This is a genomic window from Streptomyces azureus, from assembly GCF_001270025.1.
Classification (GTDB): Bacteria; Actinomycetota; Actinomycetes; order Streptomycetales; family Streptomycetaceae; genus Streptomyces; species Streptomyces azureus.
Genome location: NZ_DF968347.1, coordinates 1 through 22,186, shown reverse-complemented (window position 1 = coordinate 22,186; position 22,186 = coordinate 1). Strand labels below are relative to the sequence as shown.

19 protein-coding genes are annotated in these 22,186 nt (G+C 70.7%); 11 read left to right on the top strand and 8 right to left on the bottom strand.

The features are described from left to right. The first annotated feature begins 29 nt into the window (after positions 1-29). Positions 30-1,004 (top strand): DeoR/GlpR family DNA-binding transcription regulator, encoded by a 975-nt coding sequence (locus AOQ53_RS26940; RefSeq protein ID WP_078945527.1) that lies wholly within the window; start codon positions 30-32, stop codon positions 1,002-1,004. A 326-nt stretch (positions 1,005-1,330) separates the two neighbouring features. Here the strand turns inward: AOQ53_RS26940 and AOQ53_RS26935 are convergent, their stop codons facing one another. Further along, the gene (locus AOQ53_RS26935; RefSeq protein WP_059421158.1) at positions 1,331-3,106 is read right to left on the bottom strand and encodes an acetyl/propionyl/methylcrotonyl-CoA carboxylase subunit alpha; all 1,776 of its coding nucleotides are present in this window, start codon (positions 3,104-3,106) and stop codon (positions 1,331-1,333) included. Positions 3,107-3,449: 343 nt separating this feature from the next. On the opposite strand from AOQ53_RS26935, the gene AOQ53_RS26930 reads away from it, so the two are divergent. After that, complete coding sequence (locus AOQ53_RS26930; RefSeq protein ID WP_059421168.1) at positions 3,450-3,926, top strand: hypothetical protein; 477 nt, start codon at positions 3,450-3,452, stop codon at positions 3,924-3,926. Here the strand turns inward: AOQ53_RS26930 and AOQ53_RS26925 are convergent. From AOQ53_RS26925 to AOQ53_RS26915, 4 genes are all read right to left on the bottom strand, one after another. Continuing rightward, complete coding sequence (locus AOQ53_RS26925; protein ID WP_059421157.1) at positions 3,895-4,515, bottom strand: Maf family protein; 621 nt, start codon at positions 4,513-4,515, stop codon at positions 3,895-3,897. The genes AOQ53_RS26930 and AOQ53_RS26925 overlap by 32 nt on opposite strands. 31 nt (positions 4,516-4,546) lie before the next feature. Then, complete coding sequence (gene mmpB, locus AOQ53_RS47465; protein ID WP_086605520.1) at positions 4,547-4,675, bottom strand: morphogenic membrane protein MmpB; 129 nt, start codon at positions 4,673-4,675, stop codon at positions 4,547-4,549. A gap of 78 nt (positions 4,676-4,753) precedes the next feature. Further along, complete coding sequence (locus AOQ53_RS26920; RefSeq protein ID WP_031132777.1) at positions 4,754-4,963, bottom strand: acyl-CoA carboxylase epsilon subunit; 210 nt, start codon at positions 4,961-4,963, stop codon at positions 4,754-4,756. 23 nt (positions 4,964-4,986) lie between these two features. Further along, positions 4,987-6,600 carry an acyl-CoA carboxylase subunit beta gene (locus tag AOQ53_RS26915; protein ID WP_059421155.1) on the bottom strand — a complete coding sequence of 538 codons (1,614 nt, stop codon included), beginning with the start codon at positions 6,598-6,600 and terminating at the stop codon, positions 4,987-4,989. Between the two features lie 110 nt (positions 6,601-6,710). Between AOQ53_RS26915 and AOQ53_RS26910 the strand changes: the two genes are divergently transcribed. Both AOQ53_RS26910 and AOQ53_RS26905 read left to right on the top strand, forming a co-directional pair. Continuing rightward, positions 6,711-7,577 (top strand): biotin--[acetyl-CoA-carboxylase] ligase, encoded by an 867-nt coding sequence (locus tag AOQ53_RS26910; RefSeq protein ID WP_059421154.1) that lies wholly within the window; start codon positions 6,711-6,713, stop codon positions 7,575-7,577. A 357-nt stretch (positions 7,578-7,934) separates the two neighbouring features. After that, positions 7,935-9,038, top strand: coding sequence for an adenylate/guanylate cyclase domain-containing protein (locus tag AOQ53_RS26905; RefSeq protein WP_059421153.1), 1,104 nt, complete (start codon positions 7,935-7,937; stop codon positions 9,036-9,038). Positions 9,039-9,069: 31 nt separating this feature from the next. Here AOQ53_RS26905 and AOQ53_RS26900 read toward each other — a convergent pair whose 3' ends face one another. Continuing rightward, complete coding sequence (locus AOQ53_RS26900; RefSeq protein WP_236711832.1) at positions 9,070-9,774, bottom strand: hypothetical protein; 705 nt, start codon at positions 9,772-9,774, stop codon at positions 9,070-9,072. 215 nt (positions 9,775-9,989) lie between these two features. On the opposite strand from AOQ53_RS26900, the gene AOQ53_RS26895 reads away from it, so the two are divergent. The 3 genes from AOQ53_RS26895 (at position 9,990) to hutH (ending at position 13,854) form a co-directional block, all read left to right on the top strand. After that, the gene (locus tag AOQ53_RS26895; RefSeq protein ID WP_059421151.1) at positions 9,990-10,790 is read left to right on the top strand and encodes an enoyl-CoA hydratase/isomerase family protein; all 801 of its coding nucleotides are present in this window, start codon (positions 9,990-9,992) and stop codon (positions 10,788-10,790) included. A gap of 236 nt (positions 10,791-11,026) precedes the next feature. After that, entirely contained in the window at positions 11,027-12,178 is a 1,152-nt protein-coding gene (locus tag AOQ53_RS26890; RefSeq protein WP_059421149.1) for a GGDEF domain-containing protein, read from the top strand. Positions 12,179-12,315: 137 nt separating this feature from the next. Next, on the top strand, positions 12,316-13,854 hold the full coding sequence (gene hutH / locus AOQ53_RS26885) for a histidine ammonia-lyase (protein ID WP_059421148.1): 1,539 nt from the start codon (positions 12,316-12,318) through the stop codon (positions 13,852-13,854). Between the two features lie 67 nt (positions 13,855-13,921). On the opposite strand, the gene AOQ53_RS26880 is transcribed toward hutH, so the two are convergent. Continuing rightward, entirely contained in the window at positions 13,922-14,242 is a 321-nt protein-coding gene (locus tag AOQ53_RS26880) for a hypothetical protein (protein ID WP_236711831.1), read from the bottom strand. 109 nt (positions 14,243-14,351) lie between these two features. Between AOQ53_RS26880 and AOQ53_RS26875 the strand changes: the two genes are divergently transcribed. The 3 genes from AOQ53_RS26875 to AOQ53_RS26865 all read left to right on the top strand — a co-directional run bounded on the left by AOQ53_RS26875 (position 14,352) and on the right by AOQ53_RS26865 (position 19,838). Next, complete coding sequence (locus AOQ53_RS26875; protein WP_059421145.1) at positions 14,352-14,684, top strand: hypothetical protein; 333 nt, start codon at positions 14,352-14,354, stop codon at positions 14,682-14,684. Between the two features lie 276 nt (positions 14,685-14,960). Then, positions 14,961-16,211: a L,D-transpeptidase gene (locus tag AOQ53_RS26870; protein ID WP_059421166.1), complete on the top strand. Its 1,251-nt coding sequence runs from the start codon at positions 14,961-14,963 to the stop codon at positions 16,209-16,211. A 303-nt stretch (positions 16,212-16,514) separates the two neighbouring features. Then, a complete protein-coding gene (locus AOQ53_RS26865; protein WP_059421144.1) occupies positions 16,515-19,838 on the top strand; it encodes a S8 family peptidase in 3,324 nt (1,107 codons plus the stop codon). A 97-nt stretch (positions 19,839-19,935) separates the two neighbouring features. Here the strand turns inward: AOQ53_RS26865 and AOQ53_RS26860 are convergent, their stop codons facing one another. Beyond that, entirely contained in the window at positions 19,936-20,856 is a 921-nt protein-coding gene (locus AOQ53_RS26860; protein WP_059421143.1) for a helix-turn-helix transcriptional regulator, read from the bottom strand. Positions 20,857-21,034: 178 nt separating this feature from the next. Here AOQ53_RS26860 and AOQ53_RS26855 point away from each other — a divergent pair, with 178 nt between their 5' ends. Then, a complete protein-coding gene (locus AOQ53_RS26855; RefSeq protein WP_059421142.1) occupies positions 21,035-22,075 on the top strand; it encodes an NAD(P)-dependent alcohol dehydrogenase in 1,041 nt (346 codons plus the stop codon). Positions 22,076-22,186: the final 111 nt, after the last annotated feature.

Here is a 22,186-nt window from a genome sequence, read left to right as displayed (position 1 = left end):
AGACGGTCGCTGGCGTTACTGTCAGTTTCGTGTTCGCTGCAGAACGTCGCCAATTGATCCTCGAAATGGTGCGAGCGAACGGGGCCGTGTCGCTCCGTGAGCTCGCCCGCGTCGTCCAGACCTCCGAAGTGACCGTACGGCGGGACGTGCGCGCGCTGGAGGCAGAAGGACTCCTCGACCGCCGGCATGGCGGTGCGGTACTGCCGGGCGGTTTCACGCGGGAGTCCGGCTTTCCGCAGAAGTCTCATCTCGCGACCGCCGAGAAGACCGCCATCGCCGACCTCGCCGCGAGTTTCGTGGAGGAGGGCGAGGCGATCGTGGTCGGGGCGGGTACGACGACCCAGGAGCTGGCGCGCCGGCTCGCCCGGGTCCCCGGGCTGACCGTCGTCACCAACTCACTGCTGGTCGCACAGGCGTTGGCCCACGCCAACCGGGTCGAGGTCGTGATGACCGGCGGTACGCTCCGCGGCTCGAACTACGCCCTGGTCGGCAGCGGTGCCGAGCAGTCCCTGCACGGGCTGCGGGTGTCGCGGGCGTTCCTGTCCGGGAGCGGTCTGACCGCGGAGCGCGGGCTGTCCACGTCCAACATGCTGTCGGCGTCGGTCGACCGGGCGCTGGTGCAGGCGGCCGCGGAGGTCGTGGTCCTCGCCGACCACACCAAGCTCGGGACGGACACGATGTTCCAGACCGTGCCGACGGATCTCATCACCCGCCTTGTCACGGACGAACCGCCCGCTCATGACGACCGTGCGGCGACGGAGCTTCAGGCGCTTGCCGATCAGGGAGTGCAGATCGCTGTCGCGGGGGCGCCGGGGGGTTCGGCGGGGGCGGGAAGCCCCGGGGGTGATGCCGTCCCGGCGCGTCAGCAGCGCCGGGATGTGCCGTTGCCCGGGCCGCGGAGGCAGGCGCCAGGGGCGGGGAGTGGGTTACGGTCGGCCACGATGCTCGGGGAGCAGAGTCCTGGGGCGGAGCGGGCCAGGGTTGCGGATCTGCGGCGGCGTTGACCCGACGGGTCGGCTGAGTCACTGCGGGTTGCCAGGTGCTCGGTGTTGTTGCCGGGGCGGTGTGGGTCCGCAGCCCGGCGTGGAAAGGTGCCGCCAGCGGCTGCTGAGGCCGGGGCGTCGCGCAACCCGGCGGTGCGGGGTGCCGCTGCGCCCACCCGTGCCGCCCTCAGCGGCACGATTGCCCGCGGCCAGGGTGGTACGGGTGCCCGCGGCCAGGGTGGCGCGGTGGCCTGCGGCTAGGGCGGCCACGACTGCCCGCGGCCGAGCGGAGACACCACCGGCGCGGCCCCGAGCCGGGGCCGCGCCGTAGGCGTTGTCCGGTTCGCTCAGTCCTTGATCTCGCAGATCGCCGCGCCGGAGGTGACCGACGCGCCGATGTCCGCGCTGAGGCCCTTGACCGTGCCGGACTTGTGCGCGTTCAGCGGCTGCTCCATCTTCATGGCCTCGAGGACGACGACCAGGTCGCCCTCCTTGACCTCCTGGCCCTCCTCCACCGCGATCTTGACGATGGTGCCCTGCATCGGGGAGGCGAGGGTGTCGCCGGAGGCGACGGGGCCCGACTTCTTCGCCGCGCGGCGCTTGGGCTTGGCCCCGGCCGCGAGGCCCGTGCGGGCCAGGGACATGCCCAGGGACGCCGGGAGGGAGACCTCCAGGCGCTTGCCGCCGACCTCGACGACCACCGTCTCGCGACCCGGCTCCTCGTCCGCGTCCAAGGCGTCCGCGGCCGCCGCGAAGGGCTTGATCTCGTTGACGAACTCCGTCTCGATCCAGCGGGTGTGGACCGTGAACGGCCCGTCCTGACCGTGCACCTCAGGCGCGAACGCCGGGTCCTGCACCACCGCACGGTGGAACGGGATCGCCGTCGCCATGCCCTCGACCTGGAACTCCTCCAGGGCACGGGCGGCCCGCTCCAGTGCCTCCTTGCGCGTGCGGCCGGTGACGATCAGCTTGGCCAGCAGGGAGTCCCACGCCGGGCCGATGACCGACCCGGACTCCACACCCGCGTCCAGCCGCACGCCCGGGCCGGACGGCGGGGCGAACGTCGTGACCGTGCCGGGAGCCGGCAGGAAGTTGCGGCCCGGGTCCTCGCCGTTGATGCGGAACTCGAAGGAGTGTCCCCGCAGCGCCGGGTCGCCGTAGCCGAGCTCCTCGCCGTCGGCGATGCGGAACATCTCGCGGACGAGGTCGATGCCGGCGACCTCCTCGGTGACCGGGTGCTCCACCTGGAGACGGGTGTTGACCTCCAGGAAGGAGATCGTGCCGTCGTTGCCGACGAGGAACTCGACCGTGCCGGCGCCGACGTAGCCGGCCTCCTTCAGGATCGCCTTCGAGGCCGAGTACAGCTGCTCCACCTGCGCGTCGGACAGGAAGGGCGCGGGCGCCTCCTCGACCAGCTTCTGGTGCCGGCGCTGGAGAGAGCAGTCACGCGTGGAGACCACGACCACGTTGCCGTGCTGGTCGGCGAGGCACTGGGTCTCCACGTGGCGGGGCTTGTCGAGGTAGCGCTCGACGAAGCACTCGCCCCGGCCGAAGGCCGCCACGGCCTCGCGCACGGCCGAGTCGTACAGCTCCGGGACCTCTTCCAGCGTGCGCGCGACCTTCAGGCCGCGGCCGCCGCCGCCGAACGCCGCCTTGATGGCGATCGGCAGACCGTGCTGCTCGGCGAAGGCGACGACCTCCTCCGCACCGGACACCGGGTCGGGCGTGCCCGCCACCAGCGGGGCGCCCGCGCGCTGGGCGATGTGCCGGGCGGCGACCTTGTCGCCCAGGTCGCGGATCGCCTGCGGGGGCGGGCCGATCCAGATCAGGCCCGCGTCCAGGACCGCCTGCGCGAACTCCGCGTTCTCGGAGAGGAAGCCGTAGCCGGGGTGGATCGCGTCCGCGCCCGACTCGCGCGCGGCGTTCAGCACCTTCTCGATGTCGAGGTAGCTGGTGCCCGGCGTGTCACCGCCCAGGGCGAACGCCTCATCCGCGGCGCGGACATGCAGAGCGTCCCGGTCGGGGTCGGCGTAGACGGCCACGCTCTTGATGCCGGCATCCCGGCAGGCCCGGGCCACGCGGACAGCGATTTCGCCACGGTTGGCGATGAGCACCTTGCGCACGATGAGGCTCCCTCCTTGAAACAAGCCGAGTTTAGGGACTGCCGACACGACACTTCGACCCGTCCCCAGTGGTGAGCTTGCCCACACGGAGCGTGATGCGAGGCTCGCTCGACCCGCGAAATCCCTTGTCGCACCGCGATACGCAGTACTCCTCCGGCAAACCCTAGCCCGCCCCTGTGGCCAAGGTCTCTGTTATCACGTGCTGCGGGCCACTCGGTTTCTTTGTGGAGTCCCTACGAATGGCCCAATGATTCTTTGCCCTGGGCAGAACCCTTGTCCCAGGGTTTACCGGTTAGTAGCCTCGCGATGTCCCGAACGTACTAGGGGTAAGTGGGTGGGCCCGGTGGCGCGCAGGCCGGTGGCGTGGGTCGTGGCGGTGGTGCTGTTCGCCGAGGCGTTCGGCATCGCCGCGCTGAACTGGTTCCTCGGTGTCGTCGTCGACCGGCAGGACATGTCCCTTGCCGGACTCGACCCGCACATGATGTCCGTGTCGTCGAAGATCGGCGGGATCGCCTTCGGCCTCTACTTCGCGCTGTGCGGCCTGGTCGCTCTGCTGGTGGCGCTGCGGGAGCGGCCCCCGGCGGGCCTCGGGCGGGTGCTGCTGATCAGCGCGGCGGTGGTGCACGGGCTGCTCGGCGCGTTCACCTGGGGACTCGTCGGCTGGCCCGCGTTCCTGTTCATGATGCTGGTGCTCGGCCTGATCGTGCTGCTGCTGATGACGTACGACCGTGCGGCCGAGCCCGCCGACGCCGTGCCCCAGGAAGGGGCGGGCGGCGGCGGGGCCCCGGTCACTTCTCCGCCGGCGCCCACAACTCCGTGATGCCGACACCCAGTTCGGCGAGCAGCCGCCGTACGAGGGGCAGGCTGATGCCGATCACGTTGCCGTGGTCGCCGTCGATGCCGTCGATGAACGGGGCCGAGCGGCCGTCCAGCGTGAACGCCCCGGCGACGTAGAGGGGTTCGCCGGAGGCGACGTAGGCGGCGATCTCCTCGTCCGTGGGCTCGCCGAAGTGGACGACGGTGGACGCGGTGGCGGAGGTGTAGCGGCCGGAGAGCGTGTCGTAGACGCAGTGGCCGGTCTGGAGGGTTCCGGCACGTCCGCGCATCGCCTTCCAGCGGGCGGTGGCCTCCTCGGCGTCCTCGGGCTTGCCGAGGGCCTGGCCGTCCAGGTCGAGCACCGAGTCGCAGCCGATCACGAGCGCGCCCTTGGCCTCCGGCCGGGCCGCCACGACGGAGGCCTTGGCCTCGGCCAGGGCGAGCGCCAGCTCGGCGGGGGTGGGAGCGGTGACGGCGTCCTCGTCGACGCCGCTCACGATCACCTCGGGGGCGAAACCGGCCTGGCGGAGCAGCCCGAGCCGGGCGGGGGACTGGGAGGCGAGGACGAGTCGGCGGCGCGGCTGATCTGTCATGCGTTCAGCGTATCGGCGTCACCTGTCGCGCTCACCTCACGCCGATCACGATCATCGCCAGCACCATGGCCAACGCCATGAAAACGCCCAGCCGCCGAAGCATGTCCTGCGTGTCCCGCAGCTCTTTCGGCGGCTCGTTCTCGGGGTCGGACCACAGCATGCCTTCCATGGTCGGACGGGGGGTGGGGGCGGCGCCTGAGTACGAGTACTCAACTTGTCCGGCCCCCACCCCTACGGGTCAGCCCGGCCAGTACGTGCGACCCCATGCCGCCGGCCCCGGCTGGGGCAGGCGGTGAGCCGCGATGCGGGACGGGTCGGACCAGGAGTCGCGGGTGGCCGGCGCGCCGGGCGGCGTTGCGGCTGCCGCCGCGGCGCGGGCCCTGACCACCGCCAGGGCGGCGGCCAGCTCCTCGGGGGTCGGGTTGCCCCGTACGACCTTGATCGTCATGTGCGTCTCCTGGGCTCGCCGGTCTAGAGGGGGATGTTGCCGTGCTTCTTCGGAGGCAGGGATTCCCGCTTCGTCCGCAGTTGACGCAGACCCCGTACGACGTGCCTGCGGGTGTCGGACGGCATGATCACCGCGTCGATGTAGCCGCGCTCGGCCGCGACGTAGGGGTTGAGAAGGGCGTCCTCGTACTCCTGGATCAGCCGGGCCCGGACCGCCTCGGCGTTTTCGGGGTTCTCGCCGCTCGCCTCGGCCTCGGCGATCGTGCGGCGGTGCAGGATGTTGACCGCGCCCTGGGCGCCCATGACGGCGATCTGGGCGGTGGGCCAGGCGAGGTTGAGGTCGGCACCCAGGTGCTTGGATCCCATGACGTCGTAGGCGCCGCCGAAGGCCTTGCGGGTGATGACGGTGATGAGCGGGACGGTCGCCTCGGCGTAGGCGTAGATCAGCTTGGCGCCGCGCCGGATGATGCCGTCGTGCTCCTGGTCGACGCCGGGCAGGAAGCCGGGGACGTCGACGAAGGTGATGACCGGGACGTTGAAGGCGTCGCAGGTCCGCACGAAGCGGGCCGCCTTCTCGCTGGCCTTGATGTCCAGGCACCCGGCGAACTGCATCGGCTGGTTGGCGACGATGCCGACCGGCCGGCCCTCGACCCGGCCGAAGCCGGTGACGATGTTCGGCGCGTACAGCGGCTGCGTCTCGAAGAACTCGGCGTCGTCGAGGACGTGCTCGATCACCGCGTGCATGTCGTAGGGCTGGTTCGCGCTGTCCGGGACGATCACGTCCAGCTCGCGGTCCTCGTCGGTGACCTCGAGGTCGGCCTCCTCGGGGAAGGCCGGCGGTTCGGAGAGGTTGTTGGACGGCAGGTACGACAGCAGCTGCTTGATGTACTCGATGGCGTCCTTCTCGTCGCCCGCCATGTGGTGGGCGACGCCGGACGTCGAGTTGTGGGTCCTGGCTCCGCCCAGCTCCTCGAAGCCGACGTCCTCGCCGGTGACGGTCTTGATGACGTCGGGCCCGGTGATGAACATGTGCGACGTCTGGTCGACCATGACCGTGAAGTCGGTGATGGCGGGGGAGTAGACGGCCCCGCCCGCACAAGGGCCGACGACCAGGCTGATCTGCGGGATGACACCCGACGCGTGGGTGTTGCGGCGGAAGATCTCGCCGTAGGCACCGAGGGAGGCGACACCCTCCTGGATCCGGGCGCCGCCGGAGTCGTTGATGCCGATGACCGGGCAGCCGGTCTTCAGGGCGAAGTCCATGACCTTGACGATCTTCTGGCCGTAGACCTCGCCGAGGGCCCCGCCGAAGACGGTGAAGTCCTGGGAGAACACGGCGACGGGGCGGCCGTCGACGGTGCCGTAACCGGTGACGACCCCGTCCCCGTACGGCCGGTTCTTGTCGAGGCCGAAGTTGGTGGAACGGTGCCGGGCGAACTCGTCGAGTTCGACGAAGGAACCCTCGTCGAGCAGGAGCTCGATCCGCTCACGGGCCGTCAGCTTGCCCTTGGCGTGCTGCTTCTCGACGGCGCGTGTGGAGCCGGCGTGCGTCGCTTCTTCGATGCGGCGCTGGAGATCCGCGAGCTTGCCCGCGGTCGTGTGAATGTCAGGCTGCTGCAACTCTTCCGGCTCGGACATCGGGATGTGGCTCCCTGCCTGCTCAAAAGGGGGGACGGTTACTCATCCGTAGACTAGTGGGGTGCCTCCGCATCGGCAGTGCGGCGTTTACCACACCTAGGGTGGCTTGCATGACGCCGCGAGATGCATCAGAGCCGAACGGTAGCCGTTGGTCGGACCTGGACCGTCCGCCCCTCAACATCACCGCCCTGCGCCGGGGTCTGGTGCACGAGGGCGCGCTGTGGTCCGAGGTGGACGTGGTGCAGCGCACCGGCTCCACGAACTCCGACCTGGTGGCCCGGGCGGCCGAGGGCAGGGCCGCCGAGGGCGCCGTGCTCGTCGCCGAGGAGCAGACGGCCGGCCGCGGGCGTCTCGACCGGCAGTGGACGGCGCCTCCCCGCTCCGGCCTGTTCTTCTCCGTGCTGCTCACTCCGAGCGAGGTGCCGGTGGAGCGGTGGGGGTGGCTGCCCCTGCTCACGGGTGTCGCGGTGGCGACGGGGCTGTCGCGGGCGGCGGGCGTCGACACGGCGCTGAAGTGGCCGAACGACCTGCTGGTCACCGTGCGGGGCGAGGAACGCAAGGCCGGGGGGATTCTGGCGGAGCGGGCGGGTGACGGCGGGGTCGTCATCGGGGTCGGCATCAACGTCACGCTGAAGGAGAACGAGCTGCCGGTGCCTACGGCGGGGTCGCTCGGGATGGCCGGGGCCGTGAGTACGGATCGGGATCCGTTGCTGCGGGGGGTGCTGCGGTCGCTGGAGGAGTGGTACGGGAAGTGGCGTGCGGCCGGGGGTGACGCGGGTGTCTGCGGGTTGCAGGAGGCGTATGCGGCGGGGTGCGCGACGCTCGGCAGGGAAGTGCGGGCGGAGTTGCCGGGGGATCGGGCAGTGGTGGGGGAAGCGGTTGCGGTGGACGGGGACGGGCGGCTGGTGCTGGCTACGGGGGAGGGGGTGCAGGAGCCGGTCGGTGCCGGGGACATCGTCCATTTGCGGCCCGCTTGACAGGTGCTCGGCGTGAGGGCTGGGGGCGGGGCGTTGCACGGCCCGGGGCTGCGGGGTGCCGTCCGCGCCCACCCGTGCCGCCCTGGGCGGCACGAATGCCCGCGGATCACGGCAGCCCCGGCCTTCGCAGCGCCGGCCGGCACCATCAGCCCGTCCGGCGATTGAGGAGGGGGCCGTTCAGGCCGATCGGGGTCCAGCAGGCGGAGCCCCCTGGGGGCGGTGGGGCTACGCCGAGTGTCATGGGAGCGCGGGGCACCTCATCCCCCGGCTGAACCTGACGGAGTGAGCTGGCGCACACCTGCCGTAGAGTTGAGGCCGGTCGATACATGACCGTGACAGATCGGAAGGGCAGCACGCGTGACCGTCGACGACTCGGGTTCCGGCGAGGACGCGCAGGGCGCCGACTCCGGCGAGGATCCGCTCGCCCTGCGCCTCGAAGGGCTCATCCTGGGCGCCGAGCGCCGCTACACCCCGTTCCAGGCGGCCCGCAGCGCCGGCGTCTCCATGGAACTGGCCTCCCGCTTCTGGCGGGCCATGGGCTTCGCCGACATCGGGCAGGCCAAGGCCCTCACGGAGGCGGACGTACTCGCCCTGCGACGCCTCGCCGGTCTCGTCGAGGCGGGGCTGCTGAGCGAGGCCATGGCCGTCCAGGTGGCCCGGTCCACCGGGCAGACCACCGCGCGGCTCGCCGAGTGGCAGATCGACTCCTTCCTGGAAGGGCTGACCGAGCCGCCCGAGCCGGGCATGACGCGCACCGAGGTGACGTACCCGATCGTCGAGCTGCTCCTGCCCGAGCTGGAGGAGTTCCTGGTCTACGTCTGGCGGCGGCAGCTCGCCGCCTCGGCCGGACGCGTCGTGCAGGCCGCGGACGACGAGGAGATGGTGGACCGGCGGCTCGCGGTCGGCTTCGCCGATCTCGTCGGGTTCACGCGGCTGACGCGCCGGATGGAGGAGGAGGAGCTCGGCGAGCTGGTCGAGGCCTTCGAGACCACCGCCGCCGACCTGGTCGCCGCGAACGGCGGCCGGCTGATCAAGACCCTCGGCGACGAGGTGCTGTACGCCGCCGACGACGCGGGCACGGCTGCCGAGATCGCCCTGCGCCTGATCGAGACCATGGCGCACGACGAGACGATGCCGGAGCTGCGCGTCGGCATGGCGTTCGGCACGGTGACCACCCGTATGGGTGATGTCTTCGGTACGACAGTGAACCTGGCCTCCCGGCTCACCTCGATAGCTCCGAAGGACGCCGTGCTCGTCGACACGGCCTTCGCCGAAGAGCTGGTCCGCACGCAGGACGCCCCGTCCTCGGAGGCGGAGGCGGCCGAGGAGGCCGCGGCGGCTGAGAAGGAGGGCGAGGAGCCGCCGACGTACCGGTTCGCGTTGCAGCCGATGTGGCAGCGGCCGGTGCGTGGGCTGGGCGTCGTGGAGCCGTGGCTGCTCACGCGGCGGGACGGCGGCTGACGGGGGCGACCGGGGCTTTCCGACCGGGCTCTCAGTCCGGTGAGTCCACGCACAGGCCGATGACCGGCACGCACATTCCCGGGTCCTCCGGTTCCTTCGGCTCCTCGGGCTCGGGAGCCGGGGCGGGTGCGGTCCGGTTCGGCGGTGACGGCGGGGTCCGGGCCGGGCGTGGGGCCTTGCCCTTGCCCGTGGCCGGCGGTGCCGGAGGGTTCGTCGTGCCGCGGACGGCCGTGGGCCGGGGAGTCACGGCCGTAGGTAGCCCTCGGGTGTCGGTGGACACGGCCGTGTACGTGGACGGAGCGGGCGAGGCGGCGGCCGGGCCGCGGGTGCCGGGCGACGGGTTCTGGCCGCCCAGGGCGGCGGGTGACGACGGGCTCGCCTCCGGGGCGGCGGGGGCGGTGGCGGCGGTGTTCGTGGCCTCGTCCGTGCCGGTCGTGACCGGGTCCGGGCGGGGCTCGGCCTCGACGGTGCCGACGCTGTCGGCGCCGGGGCCGGAGGTCAGGCGTACGAGGCTCAGGGCGCCGGCTGCCAGGGCGAGGACGCCGGCGGCGAGCAGGGCCTTGCGGGGGCGGGGTTTGCGGTGCCGGCCTCGGGCGCGGGGTGAGAAGGGGTCGGTTTCCGTCGGGGTCGGTTCGTGGGGTCTGGCCCGTTCGCAGGGCGTGGCCGTTTCCGGCCGGCGGGGTGCCGGTGCTCCGGTGTCCCGCTGCGGCTTCGCCGGCGTGTTCCTCGTCGTCATGGTCCCTCCCCGGTACGCACGCGCCCCCAGTGCGCCGTGGCGGATGCACGCTATGCGCTCCCATGGGCGATCGGACCGGAGTTGGGGTCATGTCACTCGAACGGGTGGGCGGGGTGGTGGTGCGGGAACCGGACGCGTCCGCTCTTTCGCGCGTGGGGTGGGGCTGCGATGATCGGAGCGGCGATGTTGTTAACCCGCGTTAACCGGAGGGTGTCATGAGTGAGGAACGGTTCGGGGAGTTCGTGCTCGTGCGGCGGCACGAGCAGGGGCATGTCGCGGAGCTCGTCCTCGACCGGCCCAAGGCCATGAACGCGGTGTCGACGGAGATGGCGCGGTCCATCGCCGGGGCGTGTGCGGCGCTGGGGGAGGACCGGGACGTGCGCGTGGTCGTACTGACATCGACGCATGAGCGGGCGTTCTGTGTCGGGGCCGATCTGAAGGAGCGGAACTCGTTCAGCGATGCGGAGCTGGTGCGGCAGCGGCCGGTGGCGCGGGGGGCGTACACGGGGGTGCTGGAACTGCCGGTGCCGACGGTGGCGGCGGTGCACGGGTTCGCGCTGGGCGGTGGGTTCGAGCTGGCGTTGGCGTGTGACGTGATCGTGGCGGACCGGACGGCGGTGGTGGGGTTGCCGGAAGTGTCGGTCGGGGTGATTCCCGGGGGTGGAGGTACGCAGTTGCTGCCGCGGCGGGTGGGGGCGGCGCGGGCGGCTGAGCTGATCTTCTCGGCGCGGCGGGTGGAGGCTGCCGAGGCGGGGGAGTTGGGGCTGGTCGATCAGGTGGTGGAGGAGGGGCGGGATCGGGAGTCGGCGTTGGCGCTGGCTGCTCGGATCGCCGGGAACTCGCCTGTGGGGTTGCGGGCGGCGAAGCGGGCGTTGCGGCTGGGGCAGGGGTTGGATCTGCGGGCTGGGCTCGAGGTGGAGGATGCGGCCTGGCGGGCAGTGGCGTTTTCGGGGGATCGCGCGGAGGGGGTGGCTGCGTTCAATGAGAAGCGGCGGCCGGAGTGGCCCGGGGAGTGAACTGAAGATCGGTTGTCCGGTGCTCGGCGTTGTCGCTGGGGCGGGGCGGGGCGGGGCGGGGCGGGGCCGCGGCCCGGCGTGGCGGGGTGTCGCTGCGCCCACCCTCCCCCAGGCTCTCGGCTTCGCTCGAGCAGGGGGACCCCCATCGCCCTCAGCGGCATGACTGCCCGCAGCCGGGTCTCCCCGTTCGCGCCGTCAACAGAACCAAATGGCTGGAAACTGCCTAGCCTGGGGTGATGGGTGAGGACAGACGGCTCGTGGCTGTCGTCGCGTTGGCTCAGGGGATGGCGGCCGCGCACGGGTCGCGTGAGGCGTGGCGTGCGGCGGCTGCCGGGGCGTGCCGGGCGCTGGGCGGGAGCTTTGCCGCGCTGTCGGTGTGGGAGCGGGAGCTCGGGCGGCTGAAGGTCCTCGTGAACGTCGGTGAGCTGGCCGAGGGGGAAGAGGAGTTCCCGGAGGACGAGTCCTATCCGGTGCACCAGTTCGCGGAGATCACGGAGTTCCTGCACGAGAAGTGGGCCGGAGGCGGGGAGCCGGACGCCTGGGTGGAGACCGCCGAGGGGCCCGCCGCCGGGCGGCGTCCCGGGTACTGCCATCAGCGCGTCGCCGCCCTGCGCCGCCGTGGCCGCGGCTGCTGTGTGGTCGCGCCCATCGTGCTGCACGGCCGGGCCTGGGGCGAGCTGTATGTCGCCCGGCCGGTCGGGGAGCCCGTCTTCGAGCGGGCCGACGCCGATTTCGCCACCGTGCTGGCCGCCGTCGTCGCCGCCGGTATCGCCCAGGCCGAGCGGCTGGAGGAGGCCCGGCGGCTCGCGTTCACCGACGCGCTGACGGGACTGGCCAACCGTCGTGCCGTGGACGTACGCCTGGAGCAGGCGATCGAGCGGCACCGCAGGGACGGAGCCGTCGTCAGCCTCGTCGTCTGCGATCTGAACGGGCTCAAGCGGGTCAACGACACCCACGGGCACGCCGCCGGCGACCGGCTCCTGGAGCGTTTCGGCTCCGTGCTGTCGCTGTGCGGGGCCATGCTGCCCGGGGCCCTGGCGGCACGGCTCGGCGGGGACGAGTTCTGTCTGCTCGCGGTCGGGCCGCCCGCCGACCAGGTTGTGAAGGCGGCAAGTGAACTGTGTCGCCGGGCGGCGGAGTTGGAGCTAGGGGACGGTGTGGCCTGCGGGGTCGCCTCCACCGAGGATCCGATCGGGCCCGTGCCCTCGGCTCGGCGGCTGTTCCGGCTCGCCGACGCCGCCCAGTACCGGGCGAAGGCCGAGCGGGCCACGCGGCCGGTCGTCGCCGGGCGGGCCGGGCCCGACGATCCCGTCGTGCGGCTCGCGGACGAGCCGTCCAGGGAGGCCGACGGTGAGCGCCGGCGGTTCCGGGGGCGGCACGCGCCGTAGCGAGCGGCCGGTGGCGAGCGGTGACCGGGTCCGGTGGTGAGCGGGGCCGTGGTGTGCTGTGACGTATCGGTAAGGGGTGAACCCGGTCCCCAGTGGTGACATCATCGAATTCACTGCGTACGCTCCTGAATATGGATATGCACACTGTGGTGGTGAGGACGTCCGGAGTGACCGCGTCCGACGTGCTCGCCGTGGCGCGCGGCGGCGCCCGCGTCCAGCTCTCCGAGGAGGCGGTGGCCGCCCTCGGAGCGGCCCGCGAGATCGTGGACGCGCTGGCGGCCAAGCCCGAGCCCGTGTACGGCGTGAGCACCGGCTTCGGAGCCCTGGCGACCCGGCACATCAGCCCGGAGCTGCGCGCACAGCTCCAGCGCAACATCGTCCGCTCGCACGCCGCCGGCATGGGGCCGAGGGTGGAACGGGACGTCGTACGCGCCCTGATGTTCCTGCGGCTGAAGACCGTCTGCTCCGGGCACACCGGCGTACGGCCCGAGGTCGCGCAGACCATGGCCGACCTCCTCAACGCCGGTATCACCCCGGTCGTGCACGAGTACGGCTCCCTCGGCTGCTCCGGCGATCTCGCGCCGCTGTCCCACTGTGCGCTCACGCTCATGGGGGAGGGGGACGCCGAGGGTCCCGACGGCGTCGTACGCCCGGCCGCCGAACTCCTCGCCGCGCACGGCATCCAGCCGGTCGAACTGCGCGAGAAGGAAGGCCTCGCCCTCCTCAACGGCACCGACGGCATGCTCGGCATGCTGATCATGGCTCTGGCCGACCTGGACACGCTCTACCGGTCCGCCGACGTCACGGCCGCCCTGTCCCTGGAGGCCCTGCTCGGCACCGACAAGGTCCTCGCCCCCGAGCTACACGCCATCCGGCCGCACCCGGGGCAGGCCGCCAGTGCCGCCAACATGGCGGCCGTGCTGAAGGGTTCGGGGCTGACCGGCCATCACCAGGACGACGCGCCGCGCGTCCAGGACGCCTACTCGGTGCGCTGCGCCCCGCAGGTCGCCGGGGCCGGGCGGGACACCGTGGCGCACGCCCGGCTGGTCGCCGACCGCGAGCTGGCCTCCGCGGTGGACAACCCGGTGGTGCTGCCCGACGGGCGCGTGGAATCCAACGGCAACTTCCACGGGGCGCCCGTGGCGTACGTCCTGGACTTCCTCGCCATTGCCGTCGCGGACCTCGGCTCCATCGCCGAGCGGCGCACCGACCGGCTGCTCGACAAGAACCGCAGTCACGGCCTGCCGCCGTTCCTCGCCGACGACGCCGGTGTGGACTCGGGCCTGATGATCGCTCAGTACACCCAGGCCGCGCTGGTGAGCGAGCTGAAGCGGCTCGCCGTACCGGCGTCCGCCGACTCGATCCCGTCCTCCGCCATGCAGGAGGACCACGTCTCGATGGGCTGGTCCGCGGCGCGCAAGCTGCGCACGGCCGTCGACAACCTCACCCGGGTCCTGGCCGTCGAGCTGTACGCCGCCACGCGCGCGATCGAACTGCGCGAGGGGCTGATGCCGGCCCCCGCGACGCGGGCGGTCATCGACGCCCTGCGGGAAGCGGGAGTTCAGGGTCCGGGACCGGACCGGTTCCTGGCGCCCGACCTGGCCGCGGCGGACGCCTTCGTGCGCGACGGGCGGCTGCTGGCCGCGGTGGAGACGGTCACCGGCACGCTTCAGTAGACGGCACTTCGGTAGAGAGAAGGCCGGCCGGGTTCCTGCCGCGCGGCGGGAACCCGGCCGTGTGACGTCAGAAGCCGAGCCGTTCCCGGCGGACCGAGTACGCGACGAATCCCGCGCCCAGTGTGAGGAAGAGCGTGCCGCCGAGGACGTACGGCGTGCTGTCGAAGCTGCCCGTGTCGGCGAGGCGGGTGCCGGTGCCGGTGACGGAGTCGCCCGCGGTCGTGGCCGCGATCCGCGCCTGCTCCGCGACCTGCGGCGACGGGCTCGCCGCGACCGCGTCTCTCACCGGGGAGTCGGACGTCGCGTTGGCGGACGGGACGAACCACAGGGCGCCCAGCAGGGACGCCGCGGCAGTGGCGGTCAGCAACGGACGGCGAGCGGATGACACGGAATATCGATCCCCTTGTGGTGCTGGCGAATTGGCCGTGTGGGGCGATGTTAGTGAAAGTCGCGGGTCACGGGAAAGTCACGGGAGGTCTTCGACGTACGCTCGCGCCATGAGCACTCCAGAGACATCACGTTTTGTCCGGCTTCGGGTGGAACTCGTTCTTGAGGTTGAGGACCCGGACGGGATCACCAAGGCCGCGCTGCGCCGGATCGCCGACGACGGTGGGATGCCGGCGACGGAGCGGGCCCACGCCGAGGGCGCTGTGACGGAAGACACCGCCGAGGCCCTCGCGTACCTAGTGGATCCGTTCGACCTGGTCAGCCAGGTGCCGGGGGTGGAGCTCCAGCAGGCCTCCTGGAGCAGCGAGCGGATCGACTACGACCCCGATTCGCCGGAGTGGGACCTCGACGAGGATGATGTCGACGACGACAGTGACGGCTGAGGCACTTGGGAAAATAGTGACCCCGGGCGGCAACCGTCGTCCGGGGTCACTGCGTCTCAAGCGGCGCACCGGCCTCATCGCACCGTCCGCGCCCGTTCGCCGCGGACGGGCGCGGACGTGGTGATCCCCACACGTGCGCGACATGGGGAACCGGACGAACCGGTCGTAGCGTTGAAAGTTCTCGACGAGGACTCGCGAGTCCTGACGGGGGCACTTGGGACTTTGACGGGGACACTCGGGGTTTTGGGGAAATCGGCAACGATGGAGAAGCGTGTGATGACGGTCAGTAAGCGGCGCAAGGGCCTGACGGTCGCGTCCGCACTGCTCGGCGGAGTGCTGATGCTCTCGGCCTGTTCCGGCGGCGGTGACAGCGCCTCCGGGGGCGACGGCGGCGACAGCTCCCAGTCGAAGGTCGACGAGGCCGCGGCCAAGAAGGCGTCCCAGGCCCAGATCAAGATCACGCCCGAGGACGGCTCCGACAACGCCTCCATCAACAACTCCGCCGCCGTCACCGTGAGCAAGGGCACGCTCACGAGCGTCAAGATGACGACGCCCGACGGCGCGGAGGTCAGCGGCCAGATATCCGCCGACAAGACCAGCTGGAAGCCCAGCACGCAGCTGGAGCGCTCCACCACCTACAAGCTGGCGGCGGAGGCGAAGGACTCCGAGGGCCGCGTCGCCCACGAGAACGCCTCGTTCACCACGGTCTCCCCGGCCAACAGCTTCATCGGCAACTTCACCCCGGACGACGGCACCACCGTGGGCGTCGGTATGCCGGTCTCGATCAACTTCGACAAGGCGATCACCAACAAGGCCGCCGTCCAGAAGGGCGTCAAGGTCAGCACGACCAGCGGCCAGGAGGTCGCCTGCCACTGGTTCAACGCCAACCGCATGGACTGCCGCCCCGAGGACTACTGGAAGGAAGGCTCCACCGTCACGCTGAAGCTCGCGCTCGACGGTGTCGAGGGTGCCGAGGGCGTCTACGGCGTCCAGCAGAAGACGGTCACGTTCAAGGTCGGCCGCAACCAGGTCTCGTACGTCGACGCGAAGACCAAGCAGATGAAGATCACGCAGGACGGCAAGGTCGTCCGGACGATCCCGATCTCCGCCGGCTCGCCGGAGAACAAGACCTACGAGGGCATCATGGTGATGTCCGAGAAGTTCAAGGAGACGCGCATGAACGGCGCGACCGTGGGCTTCACGGACGACGACGGCAAGGGCGAGTACGACATCAAGGACGTGCCGCACGCCATCCGCCTGTCCAGCTCCGGCACCTTCATCCACGGCAACTACTGGGGCGCGAAGTCCATCTTCGGCAACGTGAACACGAGCCACGGCTGCGTCGGCCTCCAGGACGCGAAGGGCGCCGACGACCCGAACACCCCGGGCGCGTGGTTCTACAACAACTCGATGATCGGTGACGTGGTGATCGTCGAGAACACCGGCGACAAGACCATCGCGCCGGACAACGGGCTCAACGGATGGAACATGAGCTGGGCCGACTGGAAGGCCGGTTCGGCGGTCTGACGACTCCGTAGCTTCACGTAAGAGAGCAGCCGCCCGCCCCGATTCCGGGGTGAGCGGCGGCTTCCGTTTTCTCCCCGCTTCTTGTGTCAAGAAAAACACGCGTGCGCAATCGCCTTGCCTGTAACGGAGTTCCGGCAGCTGTGTAACAGCCTGCCCACGGATTTCTTACCTTCCTCTCAACTATTGAGTGCCTGATCACCCGTCGGCATACTGCGTGTTCCGGGGGGTGTACGCCCATGCGTACGAGACCGCCCCCGACCGGGTGAACGGGGAATTCGCCCGGTACTTCTGCAAGGGGGAAACTTGCGCAGACAAGTGAAAAGGGCGTGCGCGGCCACGGTCGCCACAGCGGCAGCCGTGGCCCTGGCGGCGGGTATGACCAGCCCGGCGTCGGCGAACGGCGAGCAGACGACCGCAGCCGCGAAGCAGGCGTCGGTCACCGCCAAGCACCGCATCACGCTGATCACCGGTGACCGGGTCGTCCTGGACGCCAAGGGCCGTGTCGTCGGCCTGGAGCGGGCCAAGGGACGCGAGGACATTCCCGTCCAGGTCCGCAAGCTCGACGGCCACACGCTCGTGATCCCGGCCGACGCGGCCCGCCTGGTCGCCACCGGCAAGCTCGACCAGCGGCTCTTCGACGTCACCGAGCTCAACAAGTCCGCGACCCGCAAGGCCCAGAAGAAGGGCCTGAAGGTCATCGTCGGCTACCAGGGCAGCGCCGCGGCCACCAAGGCCGACGTGCGCGACGCGGGCCGGCTGAGCCACTCTCTGAAGACCGTGAACGCGGACGCCGTTCAGACGCCGCAGGAGGACGCGCCCGAGCTGTGGGACGCGGTCACCAACGGCGACAAGACCGCCTCCGGCATCGCGCACGTCTGGCTCGACGGCGTCCGCAAGGCCAGCCTCGACAAGTCCGTCCCGCAGATCGGCGCCCCCAAGGCATGGGCGGCCGGTTACGACGGCAAGGGCGTGAAGATCGCCGTCCTCGACACCGGTGTGGACGCCACGCACGCCGACCTCAAGGGCCAGGTGATCGGCGCCAAGAACTTCACCACCTCGCCCGACACGACCGACAAGGTCGGCCACGGCACGCACGTCGCGTCCATCGCGGCCGGTACCGGCGCGAAGTCCGGCGGCAAGTACAAGGGCGTCGCGCCCGGCGCGAAGATCATCAACGGCAAGGTGCTCGACGACGGCGGCTACGGCAGCGACTCCGAGGTCCTCGCCGGCATCGAGTGGGCCGCCGCGGAGGGCGCCGACGTCGTCAACATGAGCCTGGGCGGCAGCGACACGCCCGCGATCGACCCGCTGGAAGCGGCGGTGAACAAGCTGTCCGAGGAGAAGGGCATCCTGTTCGCCATCGCGGCCGGCAACGAGGGCGGCTTCGGCGAGCAGACCATCGGCTCCCCGGGCAGCGCCGCCGCGGCCCTGACCGTCGGCGCGGTCGACGACAAGGACGTGCTGGCCGACTTCTCCAGCCGCGGCCCCGGCATGGACGGCGCCCTCAAGCCCGACGTGACCGCGCCCGGCGTGGACATCACCGCGGCCTCCGCCCCGGGCAACCAGATAGCCGCCGAGGTCGGCGAGAAGCCGGCCGGCTACATGACGATCTCCGGTACGTCGATGGCGACCCCGCACGTCGCGGGCGCCGCGGCGCTGCTGAAGCAGCAGCACCCGGAGTGGAAGTACCCCGAGCTGAAGGGCGCCCTCACCGGCTCCACCAAGGGCGGCAAGTACACGCCGTTCCAGCAGGGTTCGGGCCGTATCCAGGTCGACAAGGCCATCAAGCAGTCCGTGATCGCCAACCCCTCGTCGGTGAGCTTCGGCGTCCAGCAGTGGCCGCACACCGACGACAAGCCGGTCACCAAGGAACTGACGTACCGCAACCTCGGTACGAAGGACGTCACGCTGAAGCTGACGTCGACCGCCACCAACCCCAAGGGCCAGGCCGCCCCGGCCGGCTTCTTCAAGCTCGGCGCCACCTCGGTGACCGTCCCGGCCGGTGGCAAGGCCTCCGTCCCGTTCACCGTGAACACCAAGCTGGGCGGCACGGTCGACGGCGCCTACTCGTCGTACGTGACGGCGACGGGCGGCGGCCAGACCGTCCGCACGGCCGCCGCGGTGCAGCGCGAGGTCGAGTCGTACGACGTCACCGTCAAGCACATCGGCAGGGACGGGCAGCCGACGGACCGCTACAACACCGGGCTCACGGGCTACACCGGCTTGGCCAAGAACCGCGGCTACTCTGTGCCGGTCACCGCTACGGGCACGACCACCATGCGCCTGCCCAAGGGCACCTACCTGATGGACGCGTGGGTCGTCAAGAACATCGAGACATTCGAGGGCGGCATCGACTGGCTGGTCCAGCCGAAGCTGGCCGTCACCAAGAACACGACGGTGACGATCGACGCCCGCAAGACGAACGCGGCCGACATCACGGTTCCGGACGCGAAGGCCAAGCAGCTGTCCGCCATGATCGGCTACATGTACGACACGGCGGACATCGGTGTCGGAGTCAGCGTCGGCCTCGGCTCGTTCGCCGACCTGCGCATGGCCCACCTGGGCCCGGAGGTCTCCGGACTGAGCCAGACCTGGAACGGCCAGTGGACCAAGGGTGACAACGCCGAGTACGACGTGGCCACTACCGCCAAGGTGAACAAGATCCAGGGCGGTAAGGTCCGGCACTTCAAGGCGAGCGAACTCGCCACCGTGAAGAACAACATGGGTGCGGCTGCGTCCGGCAAGACCGGCGAACTGTTCACCGTAGGCATGTTCCCCGAGGACGTCGTCTTCGGCCTCCCGGTTGAGCAGAAGCTTCCGAGCGCGCGCACGATGTACCTCTCGACGTCGGACAAGATCAAGTGGACGTTCGACTTCACGCAATACAAGGGCAAGGACGCGGACGGCAACCCGATCCCCGAGGCCGGTTACACGCTCGGTGACCCGCAGACGTTCAAGGCGGGCCAGAAGTACACGAAGACCTTCAACACGGCGGTCTTCGGCCCGCGCCTGAACGCGGACTTTGGCATCTTCCGCGAAGGCAACGCCCTCTACGGCTCGCTGCCGCTGTTCGCCGACGGCGCCGGACACGCCGGCTCATCCGACTTCACGTCGGTCGCAACGAACCTCTACCGCAATGGCACCAAGGTCGGCTCCAACGCCGACCCGTTGTTCGGTGAGGAGTTCAAGGTCCCGTCTGCCGCCGCCGAGTACAAGCTGACGACGTCGGTCAAGCGCAGCGTCAAGGTCGCGGCGGCCTCCACCCGCATCGACGCCAGCTGGACCTTCCGTTCCAAGAAGCCGTCCGGTGACACGCGCGTGAAGCTGCCCGCCTCCACGGCCCGCTTCCACGCCAAGACCGGCCTGGACAGCCGCGTCGAGGCAGACAAGAAGGTGTCGATCCCGGTCACCGTCGAGGGCGCGGCCAAGGGCAGCAACCTGAAGTCGCTGTCGGTGTACGTGTCGTACGACTACGGCAAGACCTGGAAGAAGCTCGACGTCAAGAACGGCAAGATCACCGTCAAGAACCCGGCGAAGGGGAAGGCCATCTCCTTCCACGCCAAGATCGCCGACAAGAAGGGCAACAAGTCGACGGTCTCGATCTACAACGCCTACTACGGCAAGTGAGCCGCCCTGCGCCGCAGGGCTCGCCCACAGGGTGAGCTGTAGTGCCTGTCAGTGAGTGGCCCGCCGGGAGCCTCGGCTCCCGGCGGGCCACTCGCGTTCACTGAGCCGGCGTACCGGTCCCCGCCCGAGCCGCGTCCGCCCCCCAGCTCGCCAGCAGCCGCAGCGCCTCCGCCGACGCGGAGCCCGGTTCCGCGTGGTACGTGAGCAGGGACTGCTCGGCGTCGTCGACCAGGCGGAACGTCTCGAAGGACAGGGTCAGGTCGCCGACGAGTGGGTGCCGCATCCGCTTGACGCCGTAGCTCTTCTCCTTGACGTCGTGCGCGGCCCACAGCCGGCGGAACTCCTCGCTCTTCACGGAGAGCTCGCCCACCAGGGCGGACAGCCGCGGGTCGTCCGGATGGCAGCCCGCGTCCATGCGCAGGTAGCCGACGATGTCGGACGCCTTCTGGTCCCACTCGACGAACAGCTCGCGGTAGTCGGGCCTGAGGAACACCAGCCGCGCCCAGTTCCGCTCGGGCGCCGGCAGCTCCGCCCAGTCGCCGAAGAGGGCCGCGGCCATCCGGTTCCAGGCCAGGATGTCCGAGCGGCGCCCGACGACGTACGCCGGGACGGTGTCGATCGAGTCCAGCAGGTGCCGCAGCGCCGGCCGTACCTGCTGGGCCCGCGCCGCCTGCTTCTTCTTGTGCTGCTTCGGCTTCGCCAGGTGCATCAGGTGGGCGTGCTCGGCGCCGGTCAGCCGCAGGGCACGCGCGATCGCGTCCAGCACCTCCGCCGAGACGTTGCGCCCGTTGCCCTGCTCCAGCCGTGTGTAGTACGCCACGGACACCCCGGCCAACTGAGCCAGCTCCTCACGGCGCAGCCCCGGCACCCGACGCCGCCCGAAGTCGGGCAGCCCCACGTCCTCCGGCTTCAGCCGGGCACGCCGGGTGCGCAGGAACTCGCTGAGCTCGGCACGCCGGTCCAGGCCCCCGCCGGTCTGAGGTGCGGGCTCCTGTACGGGTTCGGGCTGTTCGTCCATGCCTTCCAGTATTCACGGTCGTACGCACACGAGCCTGACCCCGCCAGTGGTACGCACGCTGTGCGTACGCAAAAGCGTGGTCTGGGTAAACACGCGCGGGTTTGGCACGGTGGTGATCGTGCCCGGTCGGAACATCAGAAGGCAGCCGGGCACGGAACCTGCTAGGAGAACCCCCGGCATGACCACTGTTGCTGCGTACGCCGCCCCCGCGCCCAAGGCTCCGCTGGAGCGCACCACCATCGAGCGCCGCGAGGTCGGCGAGTTCGACGTCCTGATCGACATCAAGTTCGCCGGTATCTGCCACTCGGACATCCACCAGGCCCGGGAGGGCTGGGGCGAGGCGATCTTCCCGATGGTCCCCGGCCACGAGATCGCCGGTGTCGTCTCCGAGGTCGGTCCGGGCGTCACGAAGTTCGCCGTCGGCGACCGCGTCGGCGTCGGCTGCATGGTCGACTCCTGCCGTGAGTGCGAGAACTGCAAGGCCGGACGCGAGCAGTACTGCGTCAAGGGCAACGTCCCGACGTACAACGGCATAGGCAAGGACGGCGAGCCCACCTACGGTGGCTACTCGCAGAAGGTCGTCGTCGACGAGAACTTCGTCGTCCGCATCCCCGACGGCCTCTCCCTCGACGTCGCCGCGCCGCTGCTGTGCGCCGGCATCACCCTCTACTCCCCGCTCAAGCGCTTCGGCGCCGGTCCCGGCAGGAAGGTCGCGATCGTCGGCCTGGGCGGCCTCGGCCACATGGGCGTGAAGATCGCGCACGCGCTGGGCGCCGAGGTGACCGTGCTGTCGCAGTCCCTGCGCAAGCGGGAGGACGGCCTGAAGCTGGGCGCGGACCACTACTACGCCACCAGCGACCCGAAGACCTTCGAGGAGCTGGCCGGCACCTTCGACCTGATCGTCTCCACGGTCTCGGCGCCGCTGGACTTCGGCGCCTACCTCTCGCTGCTGAAGACCGAGGGCACGCTGGCCAACGTCGGCGCCCCCGAGGAGCCCATCGCCCTCAACCTCTTCTCGGTGATCGGCGGCGGCAAGACTCTCGCCGGCTCCATGATCGGCGGCATCGCGGAGACCCAGGAGATGCTGGACTTCTGCGCCGAGCACGGCCTCGGCGCCGAGATCGAGCTGATCCGCGGTGACGAGATCAACGAGGCCTACGAGCGGGTGGTCGCCAGTGACGTGCGCTACCGGTTCGTGATCGACACCGCGACCATCTGAGACCCGACGGCTCTCGCTGAGACCGACGGCTTCGCATCCGCTCTGAGGGCCCCGGCACGCGCCGGGGCCCTCAGAGCGTTCGTGATGCACGAGGAGGTGCCCGCGGGGTAC

Coding starts and splice junctions, on each gene's coding strand:
- AOQ53_RS26925 (WP_059421157.1), bottom strand. CDS start 4,515: ATGACAGATCAGCCGCGCCGCCGACTCGTCCTCGCCTCCCAGTCCCCC.
- mmpB (WP_086605520.1), bottom strand. CDS start 4,675: ATGCTGTGGTCCGACCCCGAGAACGAGCCGCCGAAAGAGCTGCGGGAC.
- AOQ53_RS26920 (WP_031132777.1), bottom strand. CDS start 4,963: ATGACGATCAAGGTCGTACGGGGCAACCCGACCCCCGAGGAGCTGGCC.
- AOQ53_RS26915 (WP_059421155.1), bottom strand. CDS start 6,600: ATGTCCGAGCCGGAAGAGTTGCAGCAGCCTGACATTCACACGACCGCG.
- AOQ53_RS26910 (WP_059421154.1), top strand. CDS start 6,711: ATGACGCCGCGAGATGCATCAGAGCCGAACGGTAGCCGTTGGTCGGAC.
- AOQ53_RS26900 (WP_236711832.1), bottom strand. CDS start 9,774: ATGACGACGAGGAACACGCCGGCGAAGCCGCAGCGGGACACCGGAGCA.
- AOQ53_RS26895 (WP_059421151.1), top strand. CDS start 9,990: ATGAGTGAGGAACGGTTCGGGGAGTTCGTGCTCGTGCGGCGGCACGAG.
- AOQ53_RS26890 (WP_059421149.1), top strand. CDS start 11,027: ATGGGTGAGGACAGACGGCTCGTGGCTGTCGTCGCGTTGGCTCAGGGG.
- hutH (WP_059421148.1), top strand. CDS start 12,316: ATGCACACTGTGGTGGTGAGGACGTCCGGAGTGACCGCGTCCGACGTG.
- AOQ53_RS26875 (WP_059421145.1), top strand. CDS start 14,352: ATGAGCACTCCAGAGACATCACGTTTTGTCCGGCTTCGGGTGGAACTC.
- AOQ53_RS26870 (WP_059421166.1), top strand. CDS start 14,961: ATGACGGTCAGTAAGCGGCGCAAGGGCCTGACGGTCGCGTCCGCACTG.
- AOQ53_RS26860 (WP_059421143.1), bottom strand. CDS start 20,856: ATGGACGAACAGCCCGAACCCGTACAGGAGCCCGCACCTCAGACCGGC.
- AOQ53_RS26855 (WP_059421142.1), top strand. CDS start 21,035: ATGACCACTGTTGCTGCGTACGCCGCCCCCGCGCCCAAGGCTCCGCTG.